Here is a 22,628-nt window from a genome sequence, read left to right as displayed (position 1 = left end):
GCCGGCTCGCCGCCATGCGAAGGTGCGACATGACCGAATGGCGTCCCGACAGGCTTGCACGGCGCCTGCCGCATCTCGAGGCGCGTGCGCGCCTGCTGGCTTCGATGCGGCGATGGTTCGCCGCCGAGGGATTTCTCGAAGTCGAAACCCCGATCCTGCAGGTCGCGCCCGGCGCGGAAGTCCACCTCACGGGCTTCGCCACCGAATGGGAGCTGCCGGACGGCGAAGCGCGCGAGCGCTGGCTGCACAGTTCGCCCGAATTCGCGATGAAGAAGCTGCTCGCGGGCGGGCTGCCTCGGATCTTCCAGTTCGCCCGGGTGTTCCGCAATGCCGAGGGGTCTGCGCTCCACCATCCCGAGTTCACGATGCTCGAATGGTACCGCACGGGCGTTGGGTACGAGGCCATCATGGACGATTGCGCGGCGCTGCTGGCCTGCCTCGGCGTCGACGAGCTTCAGTGGGACGGGCAGGTCTGCGATCCGCATGCGCAGCCGGAGCGCCTGACGGTCGCGGAGGCCTTCGCGCGCCATGCCGGCGTCGATCTCTTCGCGACCGCCGGCAATGCCGAGGCGCTTTCGGGCGCGTCCGGCGTGCCCATGCATGCCGGCGACAGCTGGGAAGACGTCTTCTTCCGGATCATGTTCGAGAAGATCGAGCGGCGGCTGGGCATGGGCCGCCCCACGATCCTTTGCGAGTATCCGATTTCGATGGCCGCGCTCGCACGTGCCAAGCCGGGGGACCCGCGGGTCGCCGAACGCTTCGAGCTCTATGTCTGCGGCGTCGAGCTGGCCAATGCCTTCGGCGAACTCACCGACGCGAGGATCCAGCGCGAGCGCCTGGAAGCGGACATGGACCTCAAGGACCGGCTCTACGGCGTGCGCTGGCCCGTCGACGAGGACTTCCTCGCCGCGCTCGATCACGGGCTGCCGGACTGCTCCGGCATCGCGATGGGCTTCGACCGCCTGGCCATGCTGGCCACCGGCGCATCACGCATCGAGGACGTGCTATGGCTGCCCGTGCGCTGAGAAGATTTCGTTGAACGCCCGGACTGCGGCCTCCGGCCCTTCCTTGTAGTTCCACACGCCGCTGGCGACAGCGAGAAAGTCGGCGCCGGCCGCGACGACCGGCCTGCAGTTCTCGACCGTGATGCCGCCGATCGCCACGCTGGGCACTTCCATCAACTCGTTCCACCATTCGAGGATCTCGAGGCTGGCGGGGCTGGTGACCTGCTTGGTCGTGGAGGGGAAAAACGCGCCGAAGGCCACGTAGTCGGCTCCGGCTTCGGCCGCCTCCATGGCGAGGTGTCGGGAGGCCTTGCAGGTGACGCCGACCTGCCGGTTGGGTCCGACGATCCGGCGGGCCTCGGCATAGGGCATGTCGTCCTGGCCGACATGCACGCCGTCGCAGTCGAGTTTTACCGCGAGGTCGGGACGGTCGTTCATGATCAGCGCCGTGTCGCGCTGCTGGCAGATGGGGCGCAGCGTGTCGGCGGCACGGGCGATCGCGTCGTCGGGAACATCCTTCAGTCGAAGCTGGAACGCGGCGACGTCGCCGCCGTCGAGGGCGGCGCGCAGTTCGTCGGCGAAGATCGACGGATGGTCGATGCGGGCGGGCGAGATGAGATACAGACGGGCGGTCACGGGCTTCCTGATTTTTGTGTGGTTTATGCGGAACCCGCCGCGCCGTCGAGGCCCAGTCAGGAGAAACCTGACGTTGTCTTCCCGCCTTGGCGCGGGCTAACTGACATCAGCCTTCTCGCCAGGAACCATGAACAAAGCCAGCAAGACCGTTCTTTTGGTGCTGGTGTCGACCGCGGCCAGCATTCTGGTCGGTATCGCCATCGCCGCCTACCTGACCATTCCGCGAATCCCTCTCATTTCGGAAGGCGACCGGCTCCTCGTATTCGACCCCGAGATTGGCGCCAGGGCCAATCCCAGCTCCCACGCCCGGCGCATCTACCCGGCCGTCCGCGACCGCCAGACATTCGCTTTCGACATCTACACCGACGATCGCGGTGCGCGGGTCGATGGGCCGGGACAGAGCAGCCCCGCCCAGGTTGACGTGCTGGTGGTCGGCGATTCCTTTTCCTGGGGCTACGCCCTGTCGAACCAGGAGACCTATGCCCGGCACCTCGCGCGCGAACTCGGAACCGGCGTCTCGAACTTCGCGATGGCGGCCTACGGCACTACCCAGTCGCTGCAGATGATGCGTCGAAACGGCGACCTCAAGCCCAAGCTGATCGTCTACGGCATCATCGCCCATCACTTCGAGCGCAACGTGATGCCGTGCCTCCCATCCTACTATCCGTTCTGCTTCGATGCCTCGCACGTGGCCTGGAACGAGGCGGGGAAGCCGTACATCGCCCCGCCGCAGAGCAATGGCGTGCGTCGCTTCCAGCGGCATCTGTCGGGGGACTATACCAACCCCGTCACATGGTTGACGCACGGCATCGACGTGATCCGCGGCCGGATCGAGTATGCCGAGGCCACCTACAGCACGCCGAGCGACCAGAAGAAGGAAGAGGCGCTGGGGTTCCTGTTGGGGAACATGCAGAGGTCGGCCGCAGACATCGGCGCCAAGCTGCTCGTCGTCTATCTGCCGACGAATTACTACTCCGCGCCGGAAGGTCTGGGTCGCGTGATCGGCGACATCCAGCTGCTCGACCTCACGCAGGCCTTCCAGCGGGAGAGGGACAAGGGCACCAACCTCTACATCGTGGGCGACGGGCATCCCAACCGGGCCGCGCACGAGTTGATCGCGAAAGAGATCGCGAAATACGTCCGGGACAACGGCCTGCTTTAGCGTCGGTCGAAGCTGAGGCCTCCCGCTTTTGCCGGGGCGAGACGCGACTGTAAGCCGTGGACGTCGCCGAGCACCCACAGATCGCTAACGAGCGGACCGTCGAACGTGAAGATGGGCGCGCCGTACCACCAGACCCGGCGACCGGTCGGCGCCTCTCCGAACATCGTACGGCGATGGATCCCGTGGAAGCGCAGCTTGCCCGAAACCCGGTCGCCTTCTTCCACCAGTTCCAGAATGTCGGACGTGTAGTCTTCCAGCGTTTCAGTGAGCCAGCTCACATACTCGCCGAACTGCCGGTGCCCCACGAGCACGGGGCCGAGTGATCCGCGAAACGTGAAGTCGGGATGGAAAATCGTCGGAATGAGACCGAGATCGGCCTTGTCCCACAGATCCTTGTAGAACACGCGCACGACGTTCTTCTGCGCGCTGAGACGGGACGGCGTGAGATCGATTTCCTCTTCGCGAGGCAAATCGAGGTGTTCATTTTGACGATGGGTCATGGAAGAACGCCCGTGAACACAGCATGGTCCAGTCGCTTCAGGCCCTCAGACAAGCAGGCCACTCCCGGCGGTGCTGGTGAAGTCGAGCTGGACGACGAGGTCGTTGAAGTCGCGGTCGCCGCCGCCATACAGGTCTTCCCAGCCCCAGGTGTTGAGGCCGTAGTTCCAAAGATGGGCGACGTTTTCGCCACCGACCATCTCGTTGGCCTGACTGAATGCCCAGAAGGTGTCGCCGTTGGTGATGTTAGTGAGTTGCATGGCGATCAGGTCGCCGGCATCGACATCGGTGATCTGGACCTGGCTGTAGTTGCCATTGCCGGGACCGGCGATCACCGAGCCTCCGCCCTGGACGTTGTAGGCCGCCGCCGCAGCCAGAGCCGCGTAGCCTGCCTCGCCGGGCGCCACGCCGCCGATCATACCGTTATAGTCGTCGACCTTGTAGAGCATCAGGGACAGGTCGGCGCCGGCCACCTGGCGCATGCGGACCACGACGTTGACGTCGTCGGCGCCGCCGGCGGTCTCGGCGACCGCGACTGCCTGTGCCATGCGCACCGAATCGTTTGCATCCGAATAGAAGTCGGCGAAGCCGAATGAACTGGTGAGCGCCGCCCGCGTGGCGACGGTGGTGTTACCGTTGAAGGTGACCGATAGGCTGTCACCGTTTGTGACGACAGCCTGGGTGAGGGTTCCCTGGCTCTGGCCGTCGAACAAGGCCAGCAGGTCGCCATCGAATTCGGTGTCGGTCTGCAATGATTGCTGTGCGAGCTGGCTGGTCCAGGCGTATGTCGCGTGCGCGGCGCTGCTGGCATCGATTGCCGTCGAGCCGGTCGTGACGGTGACGGCCGCATCGGCGTTTGCGGTGGTCTGTAGCAGCAGCGTCTGCGTCGTGCCGCTGGTCCAGCCGCCCGAGCCGTTGGCATCGATCACGTCGGGTGTCGTGGCGAAATGGACCTGAGCGTTCGTGATTTCGGAGATCGCGCGCGCCAGCAGCAGGCCGTTGGGGGAGCCGAGGCCGGAGGCCAGGTCGTAGCCCTGGTCGGCCTCGTAGCCGTGGCCGGTCGGTGTGATGTCCTGACCGTCCGAATGATAGGTGCCCTTCAGGTAAAAAGACGAGGTGTTGTTGCCGACCCGAATATCGTTGAAGGATCCCGGTGCGACGGCGGCCGCAATATAGAGCAGGTCGGTCATGTACCCGAGCTTCAGGTGCATTCCCTGATCCAGCAGGATCGCGTTTATCTGGATTGCAAGCGAGGCCCAGAGCGGCGTTGCCGCGCTTGTTCCGGCGTCTCCATGCGTCTCTTTCATATCCGGCTTGGGCACGAGGTAGAAAAGGTTGCCGCCGGCATTGGCCGATACGTCGGGCACGCCGCGACCGGTCAAGGCCTGTCCGTCCGTTGTCGTCGGCGTCAGCCCGAAGGCAGTCTGATACCAAGGGATGGCCTGCGTGGAATCCACGCCGCCATTGCCGGCAAGGTTCCCGAAGTAACCTTTCTCGGCAAAGGTGTTGTCGTCGAGCGAATAGGTATTCCACACGGTCTCGATCAGGCGGTCGCAGTCCAGGGCGTTGGCGGGCAACACGTTGAGGCCGTTGGTGACCAGCCGCCAGATCGTATCGAGATCGCCCGCCAGGGCCTTGGCCATGATGGTGGATAGCGTCGCATCGGTTGTCGCTATTTCCATGCTGCTGAGCGACGTGCCGCCAACGATGACGCTGTACTGGCTGGCGCGCGCGCCGCTTACGTTCGTCAGGCCGTTTGCGGTCTGATATCCCGAGCCGCCATCGCCCGCCGATGAGAATACGGTGATGCCGGCAAGGGCGGCATCGATCAGGAGTTGGTTGACGGCGAAGGCAAAAGGCGAATCCGGAGTCATCTGCGAGGTGGCAAAACGCTCGGATGAGGAGATCACTTCGGGGTCGTGGCGGGTGTCCCAGATGGCGGCCTGATACGTGGTGAAGGGTTCGGACTTGGCATCATCCTTCTTGCCCGAACCGGCGTAGAGCACGAGCTTGCTCTGAGGGTTGATCGTCGTGGCGATTCCGACATCCAGTGAGCGCTCGCCGCTCGTCTTGTCCGCATCGCCGCCCGGGTCGACACCCACCGCGTCGCCCGGCGTGTCGATGCTGGCGCCCTGCCGATAGGTGGCGAGCAGGCTGGCGAAGTCGTTGTCCTTTACCCTGATCCCCAGATCGGACTCGAGCAGGCCGATGGTGCCGGTCTGAACGCTGAGGCTGGTATCGCCCGTCAGGGGGAAATTGTAGTAGTTGGCCGCTATGTCGGAGGGATAGAGCGCCTTGTCATCCGGTCTCAGCGTAGAGGCATTGCCGACGCTCTGTGATCCCTGACCCAGTGGCGCCGGGAGCACGCCCGTCTTGTCGGGCAACGCCGTGGTGAACTCGTAGCTGTCGAACCATAGCCCCGCCACGCCCTGGATGCCGGAGAGTTCCGTCGGCAGCGACAGATTGCCGTCCCAGTACCACGTCGCTTCCCCGGTGGCCGTTTGACCTTGCAGCAGCTCCGTGCCGAAGAGGGTTTTGAACGCAGACTTGTCGAGTTCAACCCAAAGGGTCCGTGATTCGACCGAGGAGATGTATTGCGTGCTCGTCGTCTCGAAGTCGCGGATCTTGATGTTGACGTCGGGTGACTTCAGGAAATCAACGGCCTTTTGGTAGGCCTCTGCGTTCGCCCCGTAGGTCGACCAGAGCGTGCCCGCGCTGGTCATCTGGGCGATTTCCTGTTGGCGCGTTCCCCAGTCCTGACCGAGCAGGGCTTCGAGCTGCGAGGTTGGCGCGTTGCGCTCGAATACGAGGGCAACGTTGACCTTGAAGTCGTCGACGACTATTCCGCCCAAAAGGGGAACGACGTCGCTGCGATACCCTTGAAAGTCGAGGAAAGAAGAGTTTTCCAAGGCAACGTAACTAATCGTCATGTTCGAAAGCTCAGTCGGAAACTCCCCAAGGAACGGTAGTCGGTGGCCCGGAGTCGGTCAACGGAAGCCAGGCAGCAAAAAAGGCGCCGGGTAACCCGGCGCCTTTGAAACTCCTGCCAGAGCCGATGCCCTACATCTTGCCCTGATAGATGCTGATGATCTTGTCGAGCATGTCGAGCGCGTCGGCGCGCGGGCGCTGGAAGGTGTTGCGGCCGATGATCGAGCCGTTGGCGCCGCCGTCGCGCAGGCCGCGGATCTCGGTGAACAGGCCCTCGAGGTCCTTCGCCTCGCCGCCCGAGAAGACGACGATGCGGCGGCCGTTGAAGGTCGCCTGCATCACGTGCTTGATGCGCGCGGCCAGGGTCGAGGTGTCGACGTTGGCCTTCTCGTAGGCGGCCTTCGCCTCGGGCTGCCACAGGACGTTCGTCGGCGGCTTCACCTTGATGATGTGGGCGCCGAGCAGGGCCGCGATGTGGGCGGCGTAGGCGCAGACGTCGAGCGCCGTCTCGCCGGCCTTGTCGAGCTTCCCGCCGCGCGGATAGGACCACATGACGACGGCGAGGCCGACCGACTTGGCCTCCTCCGACATCTCGCGGATCTCTTCCATCATCTCGTACTGGTCTTCCGAGCCCGGATAGATCGTGAACCCGATCGCCGAGCAGCCGAGGCGCAGCGCGTCGGAGACGGTGGCGGTGACGGCCTGGTCCTTGTTGGTCGACAGCGAGTTGGCCGAATTGACCTTGAGGATGGTCGGGATGGCGCCCGCGAACGTGTCGGCGCCGGCTTCGAGCGGGCCGAGCGGGGCGGCATAGGCATTCAGGCCGGCATCGATGGCCAGCTGGTAGTGGTAGTGCGGATCATAGGCGTCCGGGTTCGGCGCGAAGGAGCGGGCCGGGCCGTGCTCGAATCCCTGGTCGACGGGGAGGATCACCATCTTGCCCGTGCCGCCCAGGCGACCGTGCATCAGGATGCGGGCGAGGTTGGCCTTGGTGCCGGGGCAATCGCTCTCGTAGTTGTCGAGGATCTTCTTGACGGTACGGGTGATTTTCACGGTCCAGCTCCCAAAGCGGTTCATTCGAGGGGAAACGGAGGCGGTGATAGCGGTGCCGGGGGGCCGGTTCAAGCCCCGCAGCGGACGACTACCTGCCGCGTCATTGACCCCGGGAGCGAGCTATGGACAGGCTGCCTGCTCCTTCTTGCCACAATGCGACAGGCGAAACGGATAAAGGAAGCATCGGTGCCGTCTCCTGCCTTGCCCCCGCGACCCGCTTCGTTCGCGGCGCGCCTGCCGTTCTTCTTCGGCTGGGTGATCATCGCGATCGCGTTCCTGACCGTCGCGGTGAGCGTCACCACGCGGACGGCCTTCTCCCTGATGTTCCCGCCGATCGTCGATGAATTCGGCTGGGATCGCGGCCTGGCGGCCGGCGCCTTTTCCTTCGGTTTCCTGGTATCGGCGGTGATCAGCCCGGTGGTCGGCCGGACGATGGACCGGCGCGGGCCGCGCTTCGTGATCGAGATCGGTGTCGTGCTGACGGCAGCGGGCCTGCTGGGTGCGACCGTGATCGACTCCCCCTGGCAGCTCTACGCCACCCTCGGCGTTCTGGTGGGCGCGGGCGCGAACTGCATGAGCTTCTCCGTTCAGTCCCAGTACCTGCCCAACTGGTTCGTGCGCCGCCGCGCGCTGGCGACCGGGCTGGCCTTTTCCGGCGTGGGTGTCGGCGCGATCCTGATCCTGCCCTGGCTGCAGTCGATTATCCTGAAGGACGGATGGCGCGGCGCCTGCTGGGCGCTGGGACTGATGACCCTGCTGGTGCTGCTGCCGCTCAACCTGTTCGTGACCAAGCGGCCGCAGGATCTCGGCCTGCTACCCGACGGCGCGAAGGAAGCGGGCACGGCGGCCGCCCGCCGGGCTGCGGCCATCGTCGATCCGCAGTGGGTCGCCGTGGAATGGACGGTCGGCCGGGCGGCGCGGACCCATCGCTTCTGGTGGCTCTGCCTCGGTTTCTTCAGCACCGGCTATGCCTGGTACGCGGTGCAGGTGCATCAGACCAAGTATCTGGTCGAGATCGGCTTCGGCCCGATGGAGGCCGCCTGGGCGCTGGGCCTGGTGGCGATGGTGGGCATTCCCGGCCAGATCCTGCTCGGTGCGCTATCGGATCGGATCGGACGCGAGATCGTCTGGACGATCGCCGGCTCAGGCTTCGTGATCTGCTACGGCGCGCTCCTGGCGCTCGGCGCCCTGCCGTCGAAGCCGTTGCTGTACCTGATGGTCCTGTCGCAGGGGGGGCTGGGCTACGCCTTCACCAGCCTTATGGGATCGGTAGTGGCGGAGATCTTCGAGGGGCCGCACTTCGGCTCGATCTTCAGCATCATCATGGTGTCGCTGCTGGCCGGCGGCGCGGCGGGACCGTGGATCACCGGCGTGCTGTACGATTACGAAGGCGCGTACCGCCTGGCCTTCATCGTGGCGCTGGGCTTCAGCGTGCTCGGCGCCGCCTCGATCTGGTTCGCGTCGCCCGGCAAGGTCCGCATGGTCGCCGGGCGCGCGAAGGTCTAGCGGCTATTCATTCAAGCCCTTGCCTGGATACGGATGCGTCGCGATCCAGTGTTTCGCGATGTCGATGCGCCTGGTGACCCAGACGTCCTGATGCTTCTGCACGTAGTCCAGGAAGCGCCAGAGGCCGGCCATACGGGCGGGATGGCCGATCAGGCGCTGGTGCAGGCCGACCGACATCATTTTGGGCTGGGTCGATCCTTCCTTGTAGAGGACGTCGAATGCATCCTTCACAAGCCCGAACCATTGGTCCGAATGGACCATGCCGGCGGCGTACTTGCCGTCGTTGTTGGTCAGCGAATAGGGGACGATGAGATGCGGCTTGTCCTCGACCGTCTGCCAGAAAGGCAGTTCCTCGCCGTAATAGTCACTGTCGTAGGTGAAGCCGCCTTCCTCGATCAGCAGGCGGCGCGTGTTCACGCTGGGGCCATAGCGGCAATACCAGCCGGCCGGCCGCTCGCCGACCGTCTGCTCCAGCGACTTGATGGCCTTCTGAATATGCTCGCGTTCTTCGGCTTCGGAGAGCTGGAAGTGACGCACCCAGCGCCAGCCGTGGCAACAAACGTCCCAGCCGGCGGCCCGGATCGCCTCGGCGGCCGGCAGGTTACGCTCCAGCGCAAGCGCGCAACCGAACACGGTGAGCGGCAGGCCGCGTTCCTGGAAGGCTCGGTGGATGCGCCAGAAGCCGACGCGGCTGCCATATTCGAACATGCCCTCGCCGGCGAGATCGCGGCCCTTCAGGCCGATCGAGGAGGTGCTCGATTCGGTGAGGCCGGTCTCGGTGTAGCCCTCGCCATCCTGGACCGAAGGCTCCGAGCCTTCCTCGTAGTTCACGACGAAGTTGATGGCGATGCGCGCGCCGCCCGGCCACTTCGGGTCGGGCGGATTGGCGCCGTAGCCGACGAGGTCGCGTTTCGGTTGCCAGCTCATGAAGGTCTCCTCACCAGTTCGGCGCCCATCTGACGGGCGATGTCGGCAATCTTGTCGTTCCAGGTGCGCATCGAGAGGGTACGCACCCCGGCGCGCAGGCAGGCCAGCGCATAGCCGGGCGCATCGCCGCAATCGACGATGAGCGTGAAGTCAACATCCGGGAATTCCTCCCGGGCCCGCTGCTGCAGCGCCCCGAGATAGCCCGCGCCGTAGTACGAGGCGGCATCCTCAGGCGTCAGCAGCACCGGCGCCGTGCCCGCGGCGCGCGCGGCCAGCAGCGCCGCCTTGGTCTGCCTCCAATCGCGTACCAGGATGGTCTCGCCTGCCATGACGCGCGATACTACTCATTCAGGCCCTTGCCCGGATAGGGATGGGTCTTGATCCAGTGACGGGCGATGTCGAGGCGACGGGTCACCCAGACGCCCTCGTGTTTCTGGATGTGGTCGAGCAGGCGCTGCAGGCCGACGGCGCGCGCGGGATGGCCGATCAGCCGCATGTGCAGGCCGATCGACATCATCTTCGGCTGCGTCGCGCCCTCCTTGTAGAGCATGTCGAACGCATCGCGCACGAATGAGAACCACTGGTCCGACGTACCGATCGAGGCGCCGAACTGGCCGTCGTTGTTGGTGACGGAATAGGGCACGACGAGCTGCGGCTTGCCGTCGACGGTGACCCAGAAGGGCAGCTCCTCGCCGTAATAGTCGCTGTCGTAGAGGAAGCCGCCTTCCTCGACGACGAGACGCCGCGTGTTCACGCCCGGCCCATAGCGGCAGTACCAGCCGAGCGGGCGCTCGCCGGTCATCTTCTGGATGGCGGCAATTGCCTTGCGGATGTGTTCGCGCTCCGTGGCCTCGTCGAGTTCGTAGTGCTTGATCCAGCGCCAGCCATGCGAGCAGACGTCGAAGCCCGACTCGGCGATGGCGGCCGAGGCCTCGGGATTTCGCTCCATCGCGAGGCCGCAGCCGAAGATCGTCATCGGCAGGCCGCGCTCCTGGAAGAGCCGCATCAGCCGCCAGAAGCCGACCCGGCTGCCATATTCGAACAGGCCTTCGGCGGCGAGATCGCGGCCAGTGATCGACTGCCCCATGCCGGCGGCGTCGCTGAGGCCGATCTCGGTATGGCCCTCGCCATCCTGGATGGAAGGCTCGGAGCCTTCCTCGTAGTTCATGACGAAGTTGACCGCGATGCGCGCCCCGTTGGGCCATTTCGGATCGGGCGGGTTGGCGCCGTAGCCGATGAAATCGCGGCGAACCTCGTAGGGCATCTGGGGCTCCGGATCAGGGAATGCGGACGGTGAACGGAGGAACGGGCACGAACTCCTCGTCGCCTTTGCCGCCGTCGCGCCACATGAAGACGGCAAAGCGGCCAGGACGGTCGAGCACGGTGAGGCCGTGGTGCCACGTGTTGGGCCGGTATGTGACGCCCTGCTTGCCGGTGGCGATGAAGGCCCGCACGCCCGCGAAATCGGGGCCGCCGGTCGCGGCGTGCGGCGCCACCACGATCAGGTAGCGACTGACGTCGAGCGGCATGAAGGTCTGCGAGGAGAATTCGTGGCGTTCCAGGTAATCGCTGCGCAGCGGTCGGTCCGGCGTCTCGGCCTTCAGGCTGACCGAGAGGCTGGCGTGGGCCGTCGGACGCAGGTTGCCCAGCGCATCCTCGTAGTAGGTGCGGCCGGCCACGTCGGGAACGTCGATCACGTCGCCGAACGGGGCGAAGGCTTCCTTGGTGAGCGGCTGGGGGATCAGTTCCATCGGCGGGTCCTCAATCGCGCATGCGGCGGGTCAATCCCACCGTCCATTCCATGACCAGCATCAACAGGAAGGCCGCGGCGATCAACACGCCCGACACGGCGGCGATGCGCGGGTCGAGCGTCGATTCCATCATCCCCCACATGCGGATGGGCAGCATGTCGGTGCGCGCCGTCGACAGGAACAGCGACACCGGAACGTTGTCGATCGAGGCCATGAAGGCGAGGAACGCGCCGGCGAAGATGCCGGGCGCGATCAGCGGCAGGGTCACGCGGCGCAGCGTGTAGAACCAACTCGCGCCCAGGCTCTGGGAACTGTCGTTCAGGGCGGGATCCAGCTGCGAAAGGCTGGCGGACGTCGTGCGAAGGATGAACGGGACAGTCACGATCATGTGCCCGGCGATGATCAGGTTCAGCGAGGGCCGGAAGCCGATCAGTGTGAAGTACATCAGCGCCGCGAGGCCGAAGGTGAGGCCCGGCAGGACCAGTGGCGACAGGAACAGACCGTCGGCGATCCGCGCCAGCCTGTGGCGATTGCGGGCGATCCCGAGCGACGCCATGCTGCCGAACAGGATGCCGAAGCCGGTCGACCAGGCAGCCACTTCCAGCGAGTTCTGGACGGCGCGATGGATCTGCCTCGACTTCGATGGATCGAACAGGGCTTCGTACCATTGCAGGGAGAAGCCGGTCGGGGGGAACTTGAGCGATCGTCCCTCGGTGAAGGAGGTCGTCAGCACGATGACAACCGGTGCGACGATGATCAGCAACGCCAACGCCGCCAGGCTGCCGATGACAAGGGCATAAGAGAGGTCGGCGAAGCTGCGGCGCCTACCCATGGACATAGCCTCCGGTGCGGCGTCCGAGATACGACAGTGCGCTCACCACGGTCAGCACCGAGACCAGCAGCGTGAGCGAAACAACGGCGGCGAAGGGCCAGTTGAAGACCACCAGAGACTGCTGCCAGATCAGCAGCGGCAGGTAGATCAGTCGGACGCCGCCGATCACGGTCTGCGAGATGAATGCGGTGGTGGAACTCGCGAAGACGAGCAGGCAGCCCGCGACGAGACCCGGCATGCTGAGCGGCACGATCACCTTGAACAAGGTCCTCCAGCGCGAGGCGCCGAGCGCGGAAGAGGCGTCGCGCAGGTTCGGATCTAGGCGCGACATAACGCTGATCAGCGGCAGCAGCATCAGCGGCATTTCGATCTGGGTGAGGGAGATCACGAGGCCGAGTTCGGTCTGCAGCAGACGCAGCGGCTCGGAGATGATGCCGAGTTGAAGCAGAATCGTGTTCACGACTCCCTCGCGGCCGAGCACGACGATCCAGGCGAATGTGCGGACGACCACGGAAAGCAGCAGCGGCATCACGATGATGAAGATCAGCACCTTCTGCAGGCGGGGCGAGGCGTCGAGATAGATCAGGGCCAGCGGGTAGCCGATCACGATGGTGGCGCAGACGGTCTTGAGTCCGAGCAGCATCGTGTCGGCGATCACCTTGTAGCTGAAGGGATCGCCGAGGAACTTGGCCCACTGGCCGAAGCCCGGCTGGCTGATCTTGTCGTCGTTGAAGAAGCTGACGCCGACCAGCATGAGGAGCGGCGCCAGGAAGATCGATGCAAAGGCCAGCGCGAGCGGCAGCGCGAGCTGCCACTCCGCTAGCTTCCTCACTTCGCCATTTCCTTGTTGAACTTCTCGATCCAGCCGGCGCGGAGCGGATTGATCTTCGCCCAGTCGTGGCGGACGAAATTGGACATTTCGTCGAGGTTCTTCATCGGCAGGTAGTCGGGAAGCGGCACGTCCTTGTTGACCGGGATGAAGTTGTACGGCGGCTTGGTGAGTGCCTCCTGGACTTCCTTGCCGGCGACGATGTCGAGGTACTTGTAGGCGTTCTCGACTTCGGCGGCGCCCTTGGCGATGTGAAGGGTGGTGAGGAAGGTGATGGCACCGGTCTCGGGCTTGACGAACTCGATGTCGACGCCGCGGCCCTTGAGCGTCGCAACGGTCTGGGTGTTGGTGTAGATCACGTCGCATTGACCCTGCTGGAACAGACCGGGCATGGCCGCCGGTTGGCCGACCGCCGCGATCTTCGGCAGCACCTTCTTGAGCTCGACGAGCGCCGGCTCGATGTTGGTCTCCGAGCCGCCGAACACCTTGGCGATCTCGATCAGGGACACCGTGCCGAAAGTGGTCTGGAAGCCCGTGATGCCAAGCCGGGATACCCAGGGATCCGTGAACAGGTCCTTCCAACCCTTGGGGGCGGGCACCTTCTTCGGATTGTAGGCGATGCCCACGACCTGCGCGTTGACGCCGATGCCCCATTCGTCCACGAGGCCGGCCGGCAGCTTGGAAGCATTGCTGATTTTCTTGATGTCGATCTTGTCGAACAGACCATCCTGGATCGCGGTGATGCGCGGGCCCGGGTCGAGCACGAAGGCGTCGAACGGCGGCGCGCCGCGCGCGGCCTTGGCCTTGGCGACCTGGTCGACGGCGAACAGCGGCTGCAGCTCGAGGTCGACACTGTCCTTCTTCTTCAGTGCCGGAGCGACGATGGCGCGGAACGCCTCCTCCCAGGTGCCCGGGTAGATGGCCGCGGCGACGCTGCCCTTGGCATGGGCGATCGAGGGCAGGAGCGAAGCGCCGCCCAGTGCCGTCGTGCCGGCGAGAAAATGTCTGCGACTGAACATGAGGGCTACTCCGTTGGTTCGTTGGATGGGTCAGGCGGGACGCGGAAACAAGGATGGGCGGGCATCGGCGGTCAGCGTGCAGTAGATGCGACCGGGTTCCGCGCCGGTGGGACGGCGCGGTTCGACGATCTTCAGGGCCGCGCCGTCGGCCGTGCGCGCCTCGTGTACGAGTTGGGCGCCGATCGGCAGACTGAGGCCGGGATCGACCTTCCAGGCTTCGGGGCCGGCAGCGGAGGAAAGGGCGAGCTGCTCGGGCCGCACCGACAGGAGAATCGGCTGGCCGGCGCCCAGGCCCTGCGGTGCCGGCAGGAGGAGGCTGGCGCCGGCATCCAGCGAGACGGTCGCGGTGCCGTCCTGCAGCGACGTGATCCGTCCGGGCATAAGGTTGGTGGTGCCGATGAAGCCGTTCACGAACAGCGTCTGCGGCCGGTCGTAGATCGCGACGGGGCTGTCGAACTGCTCGACCTTGCCCTTGTTCATCACGGCGATGCGGTCGGCGACGCTCATCGCCTCGTCCTGGTCGTGTGTCACCAGGATGGTGGTGAGGCCGAGCGTGCGTTGCAGCCGCTTCACCTCGATCTGCATGTCGAGGCGCAGATTGCGATCGAGGGCGGCGAAGGGCTCGTCGAGCAGCAGGATCTGCGGCTCGACGGCCAGCGCCCGGGCGATCGCGACGCGTTGCTGCTGGCCGCCGGAAAGCTGGCGCGGCAGGCGCTCCTTGAAGCCGCCCAGCTGCACGATCTCAAGGAAGCGGCTGACGCGGGCCGCGACTTCGGGGCCGCCGATCCCGCGCGCGCGCAGGCCGTAGGCGACGTTCTCCGCCACGGTCATGTGGGGGAACAGCGCGTAATTCTGGAACACGATCCCGATGTTGCGCTGGTTCGGCGGGAGGTGGTCGATCACGGTGCCGTCGACGCGCACGCGGCCGGCTGCCTGGCGCACGAAGCCCGCGATGACGCGCAGCAGGGTGGTCTTGCCGCAGCCCGAGGGGCCCAGCAACGCGACGACCTCGCCCGGCTCGATGGCGAGCGTCACGCCATCGACCGCCGTGGACGTCCCGTAGCGGACCGTCAGGTCCTCCACGTCCAGCGTGCGTGCCGCCTTGGCTTTCGATGCGTCCTGCAAGTCTGCCGCCTCCCTCAGACTGCAAACGCAAGGGGCATGCCAACCAGTTGGGGGCGCTTCAGGCCGGGAACTGGCTGCGCCACGACGCGGCGATGGCGTCGCGGCGGGCGACCCACAGGCGATGCCCGTAGGAGTCGAGCAGGGCGAGCACGCGCTTGAAGGCGGCGAAGCGGCCGGGGCGGCCGGCGATGCGCAGGTGCCAGCCGATGTTCAGAAGCTTGGGATGTCCGGCCTCGCCTTCCTCCAACAGCATGTCGATGGCATCTCGGACATAGTCCACCATCTCGTCGGCTCGCACGAAGCCGTTGGGATGGAAGAACTTCATGTCGTTGCTGTCGAGCGCATACGGCACGACCATCAGGGGATGCTGCGGATCGGACATGTCCCAGTAGGGCAGGTCGTCGTCGAAGCCGTTGCTGGCATAGCCGAACCCCAGTTCGCGCAGGATCGAGCGCGTTTGGGGGCTCTCGCTGCCACGGCAGAAGAAGCCTGTCGGGCGTTGCCCGGTGGCCGTTTCCATCACCTCGACACAGCGCCTGACATCGTTCAGTTCGCTGTCCCGATCCGTGTAGTCGGCGTGCGGCCGCCACAGCCACCCGTGACAGGCGGCCTCATGTCCGGCCTCGACGATGCGTCGGGCAACCTGGGGCAAGCGCTCGACCGCGCGACCACACATGTAGAAGGTGACAGCCCGGCGGTGCTTCTCCAATGCCGCCAGCATGCGCCAGATGCCGGCCCGCATGCCGTAGGCGAAGATCTGCTCGTTGCCCTGGTCCCAACGGCCGGGCGGTACCACGCTCACCACTTCGGAGATCTTCTCGGCCTGCGGGTCGCCGTCGCTGACGGCGAACTCCGCGCCCTCCTCGAAGTTGATCACCAGGGAGACCGCGAGTTTGGCCCCGCCGGGCAGCTTCCAGGCCGGCGGCGTGCCGCCGTAGCCCACCAGGTCACGCGTCTGGCTCAGGCCTTGCATGTCTTTCCTCCAACAGAATGTGCACATTTCTTGACGTTATGTGCACATAATTTTACCAACCGCCGGCAGGCCCATGACCGACCTCGACCGTGACCTCGATCCCGAAACCGCCTTGGCGGGCCGGTTGTTCGAACATCTGCGCACGCATTCGAAGAGCCGCCTCGGCGTCACCCGCGCGTCCTACGGCGAGGGCGAGCAGATGGCGCACGACCTGATGCAAGCCATCGGCCAGTCGCTCGGGCTCAAGACGCGCACCGATGCCGCCGGCAACCTCTATCTGACCCTCGCAGGGCAGGACCGCTCGCTGCCCGCGATCATGACGGGCTCGCATCTCGATACGGTGCCGGAGGGCGGCAACTACGACGGTGCGGCGGGCGTGGTCGCCGGCATGGCCATGCTGGCCCGCTGGCATCGTGCCGGCCGCAAGCCGAAGCGCGACATAACGGTAATGGGCGTGCGCGCCGAGGAGTTGTCCTGGTTTCCGGCTCCGTATATCGGCAGCCGCGCGGCCTTCGGACTGCTGGAGCCGGAGGCGCTCGACGCGTGCAGGCGACCCGATACCGGCAGGACGCTGGCCGAGCACATGAAGGGCGCGGGCTTCGCGCCGGAGCGCATTCGTGCCCGCGAGCGGCAGCTCGATCCGGCGCGGATCGCCTGCTTCCTGGAACTGCATATCGAGCAGGGGCCGATGCTGGTGGATCGCGGACTGCCCGTGGGCATAGTCACTGGGATCCGCGGGAACCTGCGATACCGCGATCCTCACATCGTCGGGCGCTACGGCCATGCCGGCGCTGAGCCGCGGCTTTCCCGCAACGACGCTGTTATGGCGGGAGTCGAATTCGTGTCGCGCCTCGAGGCGCTGTGGCTGCAACACGAGGCGGCCGGCAAGGACCTTGTCTGTACGGTGGGGCAGTTCCATACCGACACGGCCGTCCACACCATGACGAAGATCCCCGGCGAGGTCTGGTTCTCGATGGACATCCGCAGCGAGGACAACGAAGTGCTGCTCGCGGTCGACCGGCGGCTGCGCCAGATCGCAGAGGAGATCGGCGCAGGGCGCGGCGTGACCATCGATCTCGGTGCTTTCACCAACGCGAAGCCCGGTCCAATCGACCCCGCGCATCGCGTGCGTCTCGAGCGGCTGGCGGCCGAGCTCGGCATCGACGCGCTGCCGATGGCGAGCGGGGCGGGACACGACGCGGCGGTGTTCGGCATCATGGGCGTGCCGACGGCGATGATCTTCATCCGCAACGACCATGGCAGCCACAATCCCGACGAGGCGATGGAACTCACGGACTTCGCGCAGGGCCTCAGGCTGCTCGTTGCCGCGGTGGAGGAGATCGATGCCGCGTAAGCCGAGAAAGGGCGACGTTGCCGCCGACGAGGCGGTATACGGCGCAATCCGGCGGGCGATGCACATGGGCCGGCTGTCGCCCGGAACGAAGCTGCAGGAGCCGGCGCTGGCGCGCGTGCTGGGCGTCAGCCGCGAGCGCGTGCGCAAGGCTCTGCACCGGCTGGTGCACGAGGGCTGGCTGACCGCCATTCCCAATCGCGGCACTTTTGTGCCTTCGCTCACCGTGGAGGAAATGCGCGAGATCTACGACGTGCGCTCGATGCTGGAGGGGGCGATCGTGCGTCGGCTGAGCGAGAGCCATTCGGCGGTGGCGGCCAGGCGACTCAAGGCGCACGTTGCCGAGGAGAAGGCGGCAACTCGCCGCGCCGATCGTGGCCGCCTGTTCGAGCTGTCGGGCGAGTTTCACGTTCTGCTCGCCGAACTGTGTGGCAACGACGAGCTGACGCGGCTGCTCCGTGGCCTGCTCATCCGCTCGACGATGCACTTCTCGATCGCCGCGCCACAGCAGTTCACCAATTGTGCCGGGCCCCACGATCACGGCGACATCGCCGAAGCGATCCTGAGCGGCAGGGCCGACCGCGCGGCGAAGCTCATGCTCGGTCACCTTACAGGTCTGGTTGACCTCCAGGCCGGGCGCCCGGCGCGCAATCAGCCCGTGGATCTGCAGGTAGCTTTTCGGGGCATAGACGGTCAGCCCGCTCAATCAACAGGCTCACGAAGACCTTGAATTGCATTGACTGTGATGCGGCACGCCTCATCAAGTCACTGCCAACGCAATCCACTGCGTGACTCCCGTTGCTCTGGACCGTGGAGGACGGTGCGCTAGACTGCGCTCGTCCTCCGGAATCAGGACGCGATCGGGTGAGGAGAGTTGATTGAGGCGGCGCGCGCTGCTCCTGGGTTTCGGTGCCGCCGGCCTTTCCACTGCGGCCCTTGCACAGAAGCCTCCCCGTGTGGGCTTCCTCGTGTCCGGGGAAGCCGGCCCGAGCTGGCTGCCGTTCCGCACGGCCATGTCCGAGCTGGGCTACGTCGAAGGCCGGACGGTCTTCTTCGACTTTCGCGATGCCGGGGTAAACAGTGGCGCCATCGACTCGCTTGCCCAGTCTCTCGTTGCAGCGCAGCCCGATGTCGTCGTCGCGGTTCTGTCGCAGGCGATCGTGGCGGCACGTAAGGCTACACAGGATATCCCCATCGTCTTCTTTGGGGCGGCGCCCGAGATCGGCGGGATCAGCAACGTCGCCCGGCCGGAAGGCAACCTCACGGGGGTGTTCAGTCCCAGCGCGGCGGTGGCCGCGAAAGGCCTCCAGCTGTTCGCCGAAATCCGGCGCGAGACGCGCCTTTTCGGCCTCGTGCTGAATAATCGCGATCCATTCAGCGTGTCCTTGCGCCGGGAGGTGGAGGCGTCCGCAGCCGCGCAGGGCATCGGACTGCTTCCCATACCGGTCGACGCGCCCGGCGATCTGACGGATGCCTTCGAGGCGGCCGCGCGGGCGGGCGTGGCGGGGGTGATGGTGCAGCCCAGTCTGGGGTTCGAACGCACGGCTGAACTCGCCCTTCGCAACCGGCTGCCGGCGGTTTCCTTTCGTCGGGAATTCGCGGCGGCGGGGGGCCTCATGGCCTACGGGGCCAGTCAGGCCGACAACATGCGGGCGGTTGCGGGATACGTCGATCGTATCCTGAAGGGTGCCCGGCCGGCCGATCTGCCGGTTCAGCAATCGTCGCGCTTCGAGCTGGTCGTAAACCAGAAGACCGCCAAGGCGCTCGGCATCGACTTGCCGCCGCTCTTCCTTGCGCGCGTCGATGAGGTCATCGAGTGAAGCGGGGCCTCTTTCTCAAGTACGTCGTACTGTTCGTGGGCCTCGTTGGTGGCGTTCTGGTCATAAACGCCGCGCTCGACCTCTACTTCGTGTACCAGGAGAACCGCCGCGCCTCGATCGAGGTCCAGCGTGAGAAGGCCGAGGCCGCAGCGCAGCGGATCGAATCCTTCGTTCGGGAGATAGAGCGGCAGATTGGCTGGGTCGCCCAGGCCCAATGGGCGTCCCTCCCGGCCGACCAGCGGCGGTTCGACTATGTCCGGCTGATGCGCCAGGTGCCGGCGATCACCGAACTGGTGCAACTCGACCGCGAGGGACGCGAGCAACTCAGCGTTTCGCGCCTCGCGATGGACGTGGTCGGGGCCGGTACCGACCGTTCGGCCGAGGCTGCCTTCGTCGGAGCCATGGCCCACAAAGTCTATTTCGGCCCCGTGTATTTCCGGCAGGGCAGCGAGCCCTACTTCACCATGGCCGTGAGCCACGGCGCTCGCGGCGGAGTCACGGTCGCCGAGGTAAACCTCAAGCTCATCTGGGACGTCGTCTCGCAGATCAAGGTCGGCCGCGACGGGTATGCCTACGTCGTCGACAGGTTGGGCCGGCTGGTCGCGCACCCCGACATCTCCCTGGTGCTGAGGGGTACCGAGATGAAGGGGCTTCCGCAGGTCGCCGCGGCATTGCGTGACCGGGACGCGGGGGCGGCCCTGGATACGCGCAACCTTTCGGGTGTCTCCGTCCTCTCTGCCCATGCGTCCATCCCGGCGCTCGGGTGGATCGTCTTCGTGGAGCTTCCGACGTCGGAAGCGGAACTGCCGGCGATCAATGCCGGACTGCGCGCGCTGGCGCTGCTTGTGCTCGGTCTGATCATTGCAGCGCTCGCCGCGGCGCTGCTGGCGCGACGCATGGTGGTGCCGATCCGCGCCCTGCGGGCCGGTGCCCAGCGGATCGGCAGCGGCGAACTCCACCACCGGCTCGACATCCGCACCGGAGACGAACTCGAGGCACTCGCAAATCAGTTCAACAGGACCGCCGAGGCACTGGAGGATTCCTACGCGACGCTGGAGAACCGTGTCGAAGATCGGACGCGGGAACTAAGCGAATCTCTCGAGCAGCAGACGGCGACTTCGGAGATACTGAGGGCCATTTCGAAGTCCCCGACCGACGTGCGGCCCGTCCTCGATGTCGTGGTGGCGGCGGCACGCCGCTTCTGCGGCGCCTCCGATGCGGCGATCGTTTTGCGCGATGGCGAAGAGCTGGTCGGTGCCGCTCATGACGGTCCTTTGTCGGCCTGGGTGGGTGAACGACGCCCCCTCGATAGGGCCAGCACCACAGGGCGCGCCATCGTCGACGGCCAGACCGTGCACACGCCGGATATCGATGCACTCGACCCGGTCGAATTCGCGGCGGCGATCGCGATGGCGCATCGCCACAAGTGGCGAGCGAACCTGGTGGCACCCATGTTGAGGGAGGGTGCCGCGATCGGCTGCATCGTGCTTCGCAAGACGGAGCCGGGCGCCTTCACGCCGCGGCAGGTCGAGTTGCTCGAAACTTTCGCCGCGCAGGGCGTGATCGCCATCGAGAATGCGCGACTTTTCTCTGAGCTGCGCGAGGCCCTGGAGCAGCAGACCGCGACGGCCGATGTGCTGCGCGTGATCTCCCAGTCGCCCACGGATGTGAAGCCGGTCCTCAAGGTCGTTGCCGAGTCTGCGCTGCGATTCTGCGGTGCCTCCGACGTGATGATCGACCTGCGCGAGGGCGACCAACTGGTTACGGCGGCGCATGACGGTGCCCTGCATGCCGAGATCGGTCGACGTCGTGCGATCGACCGCAGCAATGTCAGCGGCCGCGCGATCATCGACGAGAAAACCGTGCATGTCCCGGACGTGGCGGACCTGGATCCAGGCGATTTTGCCGGAACGCTCGCGATATCGCGTGAACGTGGATGGCGCGCGGCGCTCGCGGTTCCGATGCTTTGCGAGGGTTCGCCTGCGGGAACCATCATGCTGCGCAAGACGGAGCCCGGTCCCTTCACGGCACGCCAGATCGAACTCCTGGAGACCTTCGCCGCGCAGGCGGTGATCGCCATCGAGAATGTGCGGCTGTTCACGGAGATCCAGGAGAAGAGCCGCCAGCTCGAGATCGCGAGCCAGCACAAGTCTCAGTTTCTCGCCAACATGAGCCATGAACTCCGTACGCCGCTGAATGCGATCATCGGTTACACCGAGATGATGGCCGACGGGCTCTACGGCGAGGTGTCGGAGAAGGCGGCGGCGGTTCTGGAGCGCGTCCAGAAGAACGGGCGGCACCTGCTCGACTTGATCAATGACGTGCTTGACCTGTCGAAGATCGAGGCGGGTCAGCTTGTGCTTTCGAGCGAGCCCTACAGCGTCGCCGACGTCGTTGCCTCGGTGCTGGCGTCCACGGAATCGTTGGCGCGGGCCAAGGGACTTGTCCTCGGATCAACCGTTGCGTCCGGCTTGCCAACCGGTACTGGAGACGCACGCCGCCTCACGCAGGTGCTTCTCAACCTCGTGGGAAATGCCATCAAGTTCACGGACAGTGGGTCCGTCGAAGTGCGGGCGGAGAAAATCGGAGAAATGTTCGAGATATCGGTCGTCGATACGGGGTTCGGCATCGCACCGGCGGATCAGGCGAAGATCTTCGAGGAGTTCCAGCAGGTCGACAATTCAAGCACGCGCAAGAAGGGCGGTACCGGACTGGGGCTGTCGATCTCGCGCCGTATCGTCGAATTGCACGGCGGGCGCATCGGCGTCGAGTCTGAGGAAGGCAAGGGTTCGACCTTCAGGATCACACTGCCGATCCAGGCACCGTCTGCGGGGAGTGCCGCGCAATGAGCAAAAAAATACTGGTGGTCGAGGACACAGAGGACAACCGGCAGATTCTCCGCGATCTGCTCGACATGGCCGGATACGAAATGATCGAGGCACATGACGGCGCCGAGGGGGTGGCCATGGCGGAACGGCACCGGCCGGACCTCATCCTGATGGACATCCAGATGCCGGTGATGGATGGCTACGAGGCGACACGTCGCATCAAGGCCATTCCCGAGCTTCGGACGATTCCGGTGGTCGCGGTAACGTCCTACGCCCTTTCGGGAGACGAGGCCCGCACGCGTGAAGCCGGTTGCGACGCCTACATCGCCAAGCCCTACAGCCCGCGCCAGCTTCTGGCCAAAGTCCGCGAGATCATAGGCTGAACC

21 protein-coding genes are annotated in these 22,628 nt (G+C 65.6%); 8 read left to right on the top strand and 13 right to left on the bottom strand.

The features are described from left to right. Window positions 1-29 precede the first annotated feature (29 nt). A complete protein-coding gene (gene epmA / locus LJ725_RS04310; protein WP_230549374.1) occupies window positions 30-1,025 on the top strand; it encodes an EF-P lysine aminoacylase EpmA in 996 nt (331 codons plus the stop codon). On the opposite strand, the gene thiE is transcribed toward epmA, so the two are convergent. Next, window positions 1,005-1,640, bottom strand: coding sequence for a thiamine phosphate synthase (gene thiE / locus LJ725_RS04305; RefSeq protein ID WP_230549373.1), 636 nt, complete (start codon window positions 1,638-1,640; stop codon window positions 1,005-1,007). The two genes, epmA and thiE, sit on opposite strands and share 21 nt — an antisense overlap. Before the next feature lie 127 nt (window positions 1,641-1,767). On the opposite strand from thiE, the gene LJ725_RS04300 reads away from it, so the two are divergent. Further along, window positions 1,768-2,802, top strand: coding sequence for a hypothetical protein (locus LJ725_RS04300; RefSeq protein WP_230549372.1), 1,035 nt, complete (start codon window positions 1,768-1,770; stop codon window positions 2,800-2,802). Here the strand turns inward: LJ725_RS04300 and LJ725_RS04295 are convergent. The 3 genes from LJ725_RS04295 to LJ725_RS04285 form a co-directional block, all read right to left on the bottom strand. After that, on the bottom strand, window positions 2,799-3,302 hold the full coding sequence (locus LJ725_RS04295) for an ester cyclase (protein ID WP_230549371.1): 504 nt from the start codon (window positions 3,300-3,302) through the stop codon (window positions 2,799-2,801). The two genes, LJ725_RS04300 and LJ725_RS04295, sit on opposite strands and share 4 nt — an antisense overlap. Before the next feature lie 45 nt (window positions 3,303-3,347). Continuing rightward, the gene (locus LJ725_RS04290; RefSeq protein WP_230549370.1) at window positions 3,348-6,230 is read right to left on the bottom strand and encodes a DUF4114 domain-containing protein; all 2,883 of its coding nucleotides are present in this window, start codon (window positions 6,228-6,230) and stop codon (window positions 3,348-3,350) included. A gap of 130 nt (window positions 6,231-6,360) precedes the next feature. Then, window positions 6,361-7,281, bottom strand: a complete 921-nt coding sequence (locus tag LJ725_RS04285) for a class I fructose-bisphosphate aldolase (RefSeq protein ID WP_230549369.1) — start codon at window positions 7,279-7,281, stop codon at window positions 6,361-6,363. A 186-nt stretch (window positions 7,282-7,467) separates the two neighbouring features. On the opposite strand from LJ725_RS04285, the gene LJ725_RS04280 reads away from it, so the two are divergent. Beyond that, the gene (locus LJ725_RS04280; RefSeq protein ID WP_230549368.1) at window positions 7,468-8,787 is read left to right on the top strand and encodes an MFS transporter; all 1,320 of its coding nucleotides are present in this window, start codon (window positions 7,468-7,470) and stop codon (window positions 8,785-8,787) included. Window positions 8,788-8,790: 3 nt separating this feature from the next. On the opposite strand, the gene LJ725_RS04275 is transcribed toward LJ725_RS04280, so the two are convergent. The 9 genes from LJ725_RS04275 to LJ725_RS04235 are packed head-to-tail and all read right to left on the bottom strand — an operon-like array spanning window position 8,791 to window position 16,243. Next, entirely contained in the window at window positions 8,791-9,714 is a 924-nt protein-coding gene (locus LJ725_RS04275) for an allantoinase PuuE (RefSeq protein WP_230549367.1), read from the bottom strand. Further along, the gene (locus tag LJ725_RS04270; RefSeq protein ID WP_230549366.1) at window positions 9,711-10,043 is read right to left on the bottom strand and encodes a hypothetical protein; all 333 of its coding nucleotides are present in this window, start codon (window positions 10,041-10,043) and stop codon (window positions 9,711-9,713) included. Before LJ725_RS04270 ends, LJ725_RS04275 begins: the two co-directional genes overlap by 4 nt. Before the next feature lie 11 nt (window positions 10,044-10,054). After that, the gene (locus tag LJ725_RS04265) at window positions 10,055-10,978 is read right to left on the bottom strand and encodes a polysaccharide deacetylase family protein (protein WP_230549365.1); all 924 of its coding nucleotides are present in this window, start codon (window positions 10,976-10,978) and stop codon (window positions 10,055-10,057) included. Window positions 10,979-10,991: 13 nt separating this feature from the next. Continuing rightward, the gene (locus LJ725_RS04260; protein WP_230549364.1) at window positions 10,992-11,465 is read right to left on the bottom strand and encodes an ureidoglycolate lyase; all 474 of its coding nucleotides are present in this window, start codon (window positions 11,463-11,465) and stop codon (window positions 10,992-10,994) included. 10 nt (window positions 11,466-11,475) lie between these two features. Continuing rightward, window positions 11,476-12,303 (bottom strand): ABC transporter permease, encoded by an 828-nt coding sequence (locus LJ725_RS04255; RefSeq protein ID WP_408015717.1) that lies wholly within the window; start codon window positions 12,301-12,303, stop codon window positions 11,476-11,478. Further along, complete coding sequence (locus LJ725_RS04250) at window positions 12,290-13,129, bottom strand: ABC transporter permease (RefSeq protein ID WP_230549362.1); 840 nt, start codon at window positions 13,127-13,129, stop codon at window positions 12,290-12,292. Before LJ725_RS04250 ends, LJ725_RS04255 begins: the two co-directional genes overlap by 14 nt. Next, a complete protein-coding gene (locus LJ725_RS04245) occupies window positions 13,126-14,145 on the bottom strand; it encodes an extracellular solute-binding protein (RefSeq protein WP_230549361.1) in 1,020 nt (339 codons plus the stop codon). Before LJ725_RS04245 ends, LJ725_RS04250 begins: the two co-directional genes overlap by 4 nt. A 30-nt stretch (window positions 14,146-14,175) precedes the next feature. After that, entirely contained in the window at window positions 14,176-15,270 is a 1,095-nt protein-coding gene (locus LJ725_RS04240) for an ABC transporter ATP-binding protein (RefSeq protein WP_230549360.1), read from the bottom strand. 58 nt (window positions 15,271-15,328) lie between these two features. Next, window positions 15,329-16,243 carry a polysaccharide deacetylase family protein gene (locus LJ725_RS04235; protein ID WP_230549359.1) on the bottom strand — a complete coding sequence of 305 codons (915 nt, stop codon included), beginning with the start codon at window positions 16,241-16,243 and terminating at the stop codon, window positions 15,329-15,331. 73 nt (window positions 16,244-16,316) lie between these two features. On the opposite strand from LJ725_RS04235, the gene LJ725_RS04230 reads away from it, so the two are divergent. From LJ725_RS04230 to LJ725_RS04210, 5 genes are all read left to right on the top strand, one after another. Further along, window positions 16,317-17,597, top strand: a complete 1,281-nt coding sequence (locus LJ725_RS04230) for a Zn-dependent hydrolase (RefSeq protein WP_230549358.1) — start codon at window positions 16,317-16,319, stop codon at window positions 17,595-17,597. Continuing rightward, window positions 17,587-18,324 carry a GntR family transcriptional regulator gene (locus LJ725_RS04225; RefSeq protein WP_230549357.1) on the top strand — a complete coding sequence of 246 codons (738 nt, stop codon included), beginning with the start codon at window positions 17,587-17,589 and terminating at the stop codon, window positions 18,322-18,324. Before LJ725_RS04230 ends, LJ725_RS04225 begins: the two co-directional genes overlap by 11 nt. Window positions 18,325-18,472: 148 nt before the next feature. Continuing rightward, on the top strand, window positions 18,473-19,414 hold the full coding sequence (locus tag LJ725_RS04220) for an ABC transporter substrate-binding protein (RefSeq protein WP_230549356.1): 942 nt from the start codon (window positions 18,473-18,475) through the stop codon (window positions 19,412-19,414). Next, the gene (locus tag LJ725_RS04215; protein WP_230549355.1) at window positions 19,411-22,263 is read left to right on the top strand and encodes an ATP-binding protein; all 2,853 of its coding nucleotides are present in this window, start codon (window positions 19,411-19,413) and stop codon (window positions 22,261-22,263) included. The genes LJ725_RS04220 and LJ725_RS04215 overlap by 4 nt, the downstream gene beginning before the upstream one ends. Beyond that, window positions 22,260-22,625, top strand: a complete 366-nt coding sequence (locus tag LJ725_RS04210; protein ID WP_230549354.1) for a response regulator — start codon at window positions 22,260-22,262, stop codon at window positions 22,623-22,625. Before LJ725_RS04215 ends, LJ725_RS04210 begins: the two co-directional genes overlap by 4 nt. Window positions 22,626-22,628 lie beyond the last annotated feature (3 nt).

The organism is Reyranella aquatilis, assembly GCF_020880995.1.
Taxonomy (GTDB): domain Bacteria; phylum Pseudomonadota; class Alphaproteobacteria; order Reyranellales; family Reyranellaceae; genus Reyranella; species Reyranella aquatilis.
Note: the sequence above shows the minus strand (reverse complement) of the source record. Positions and strands in the feature narration are given on the sequence as shown.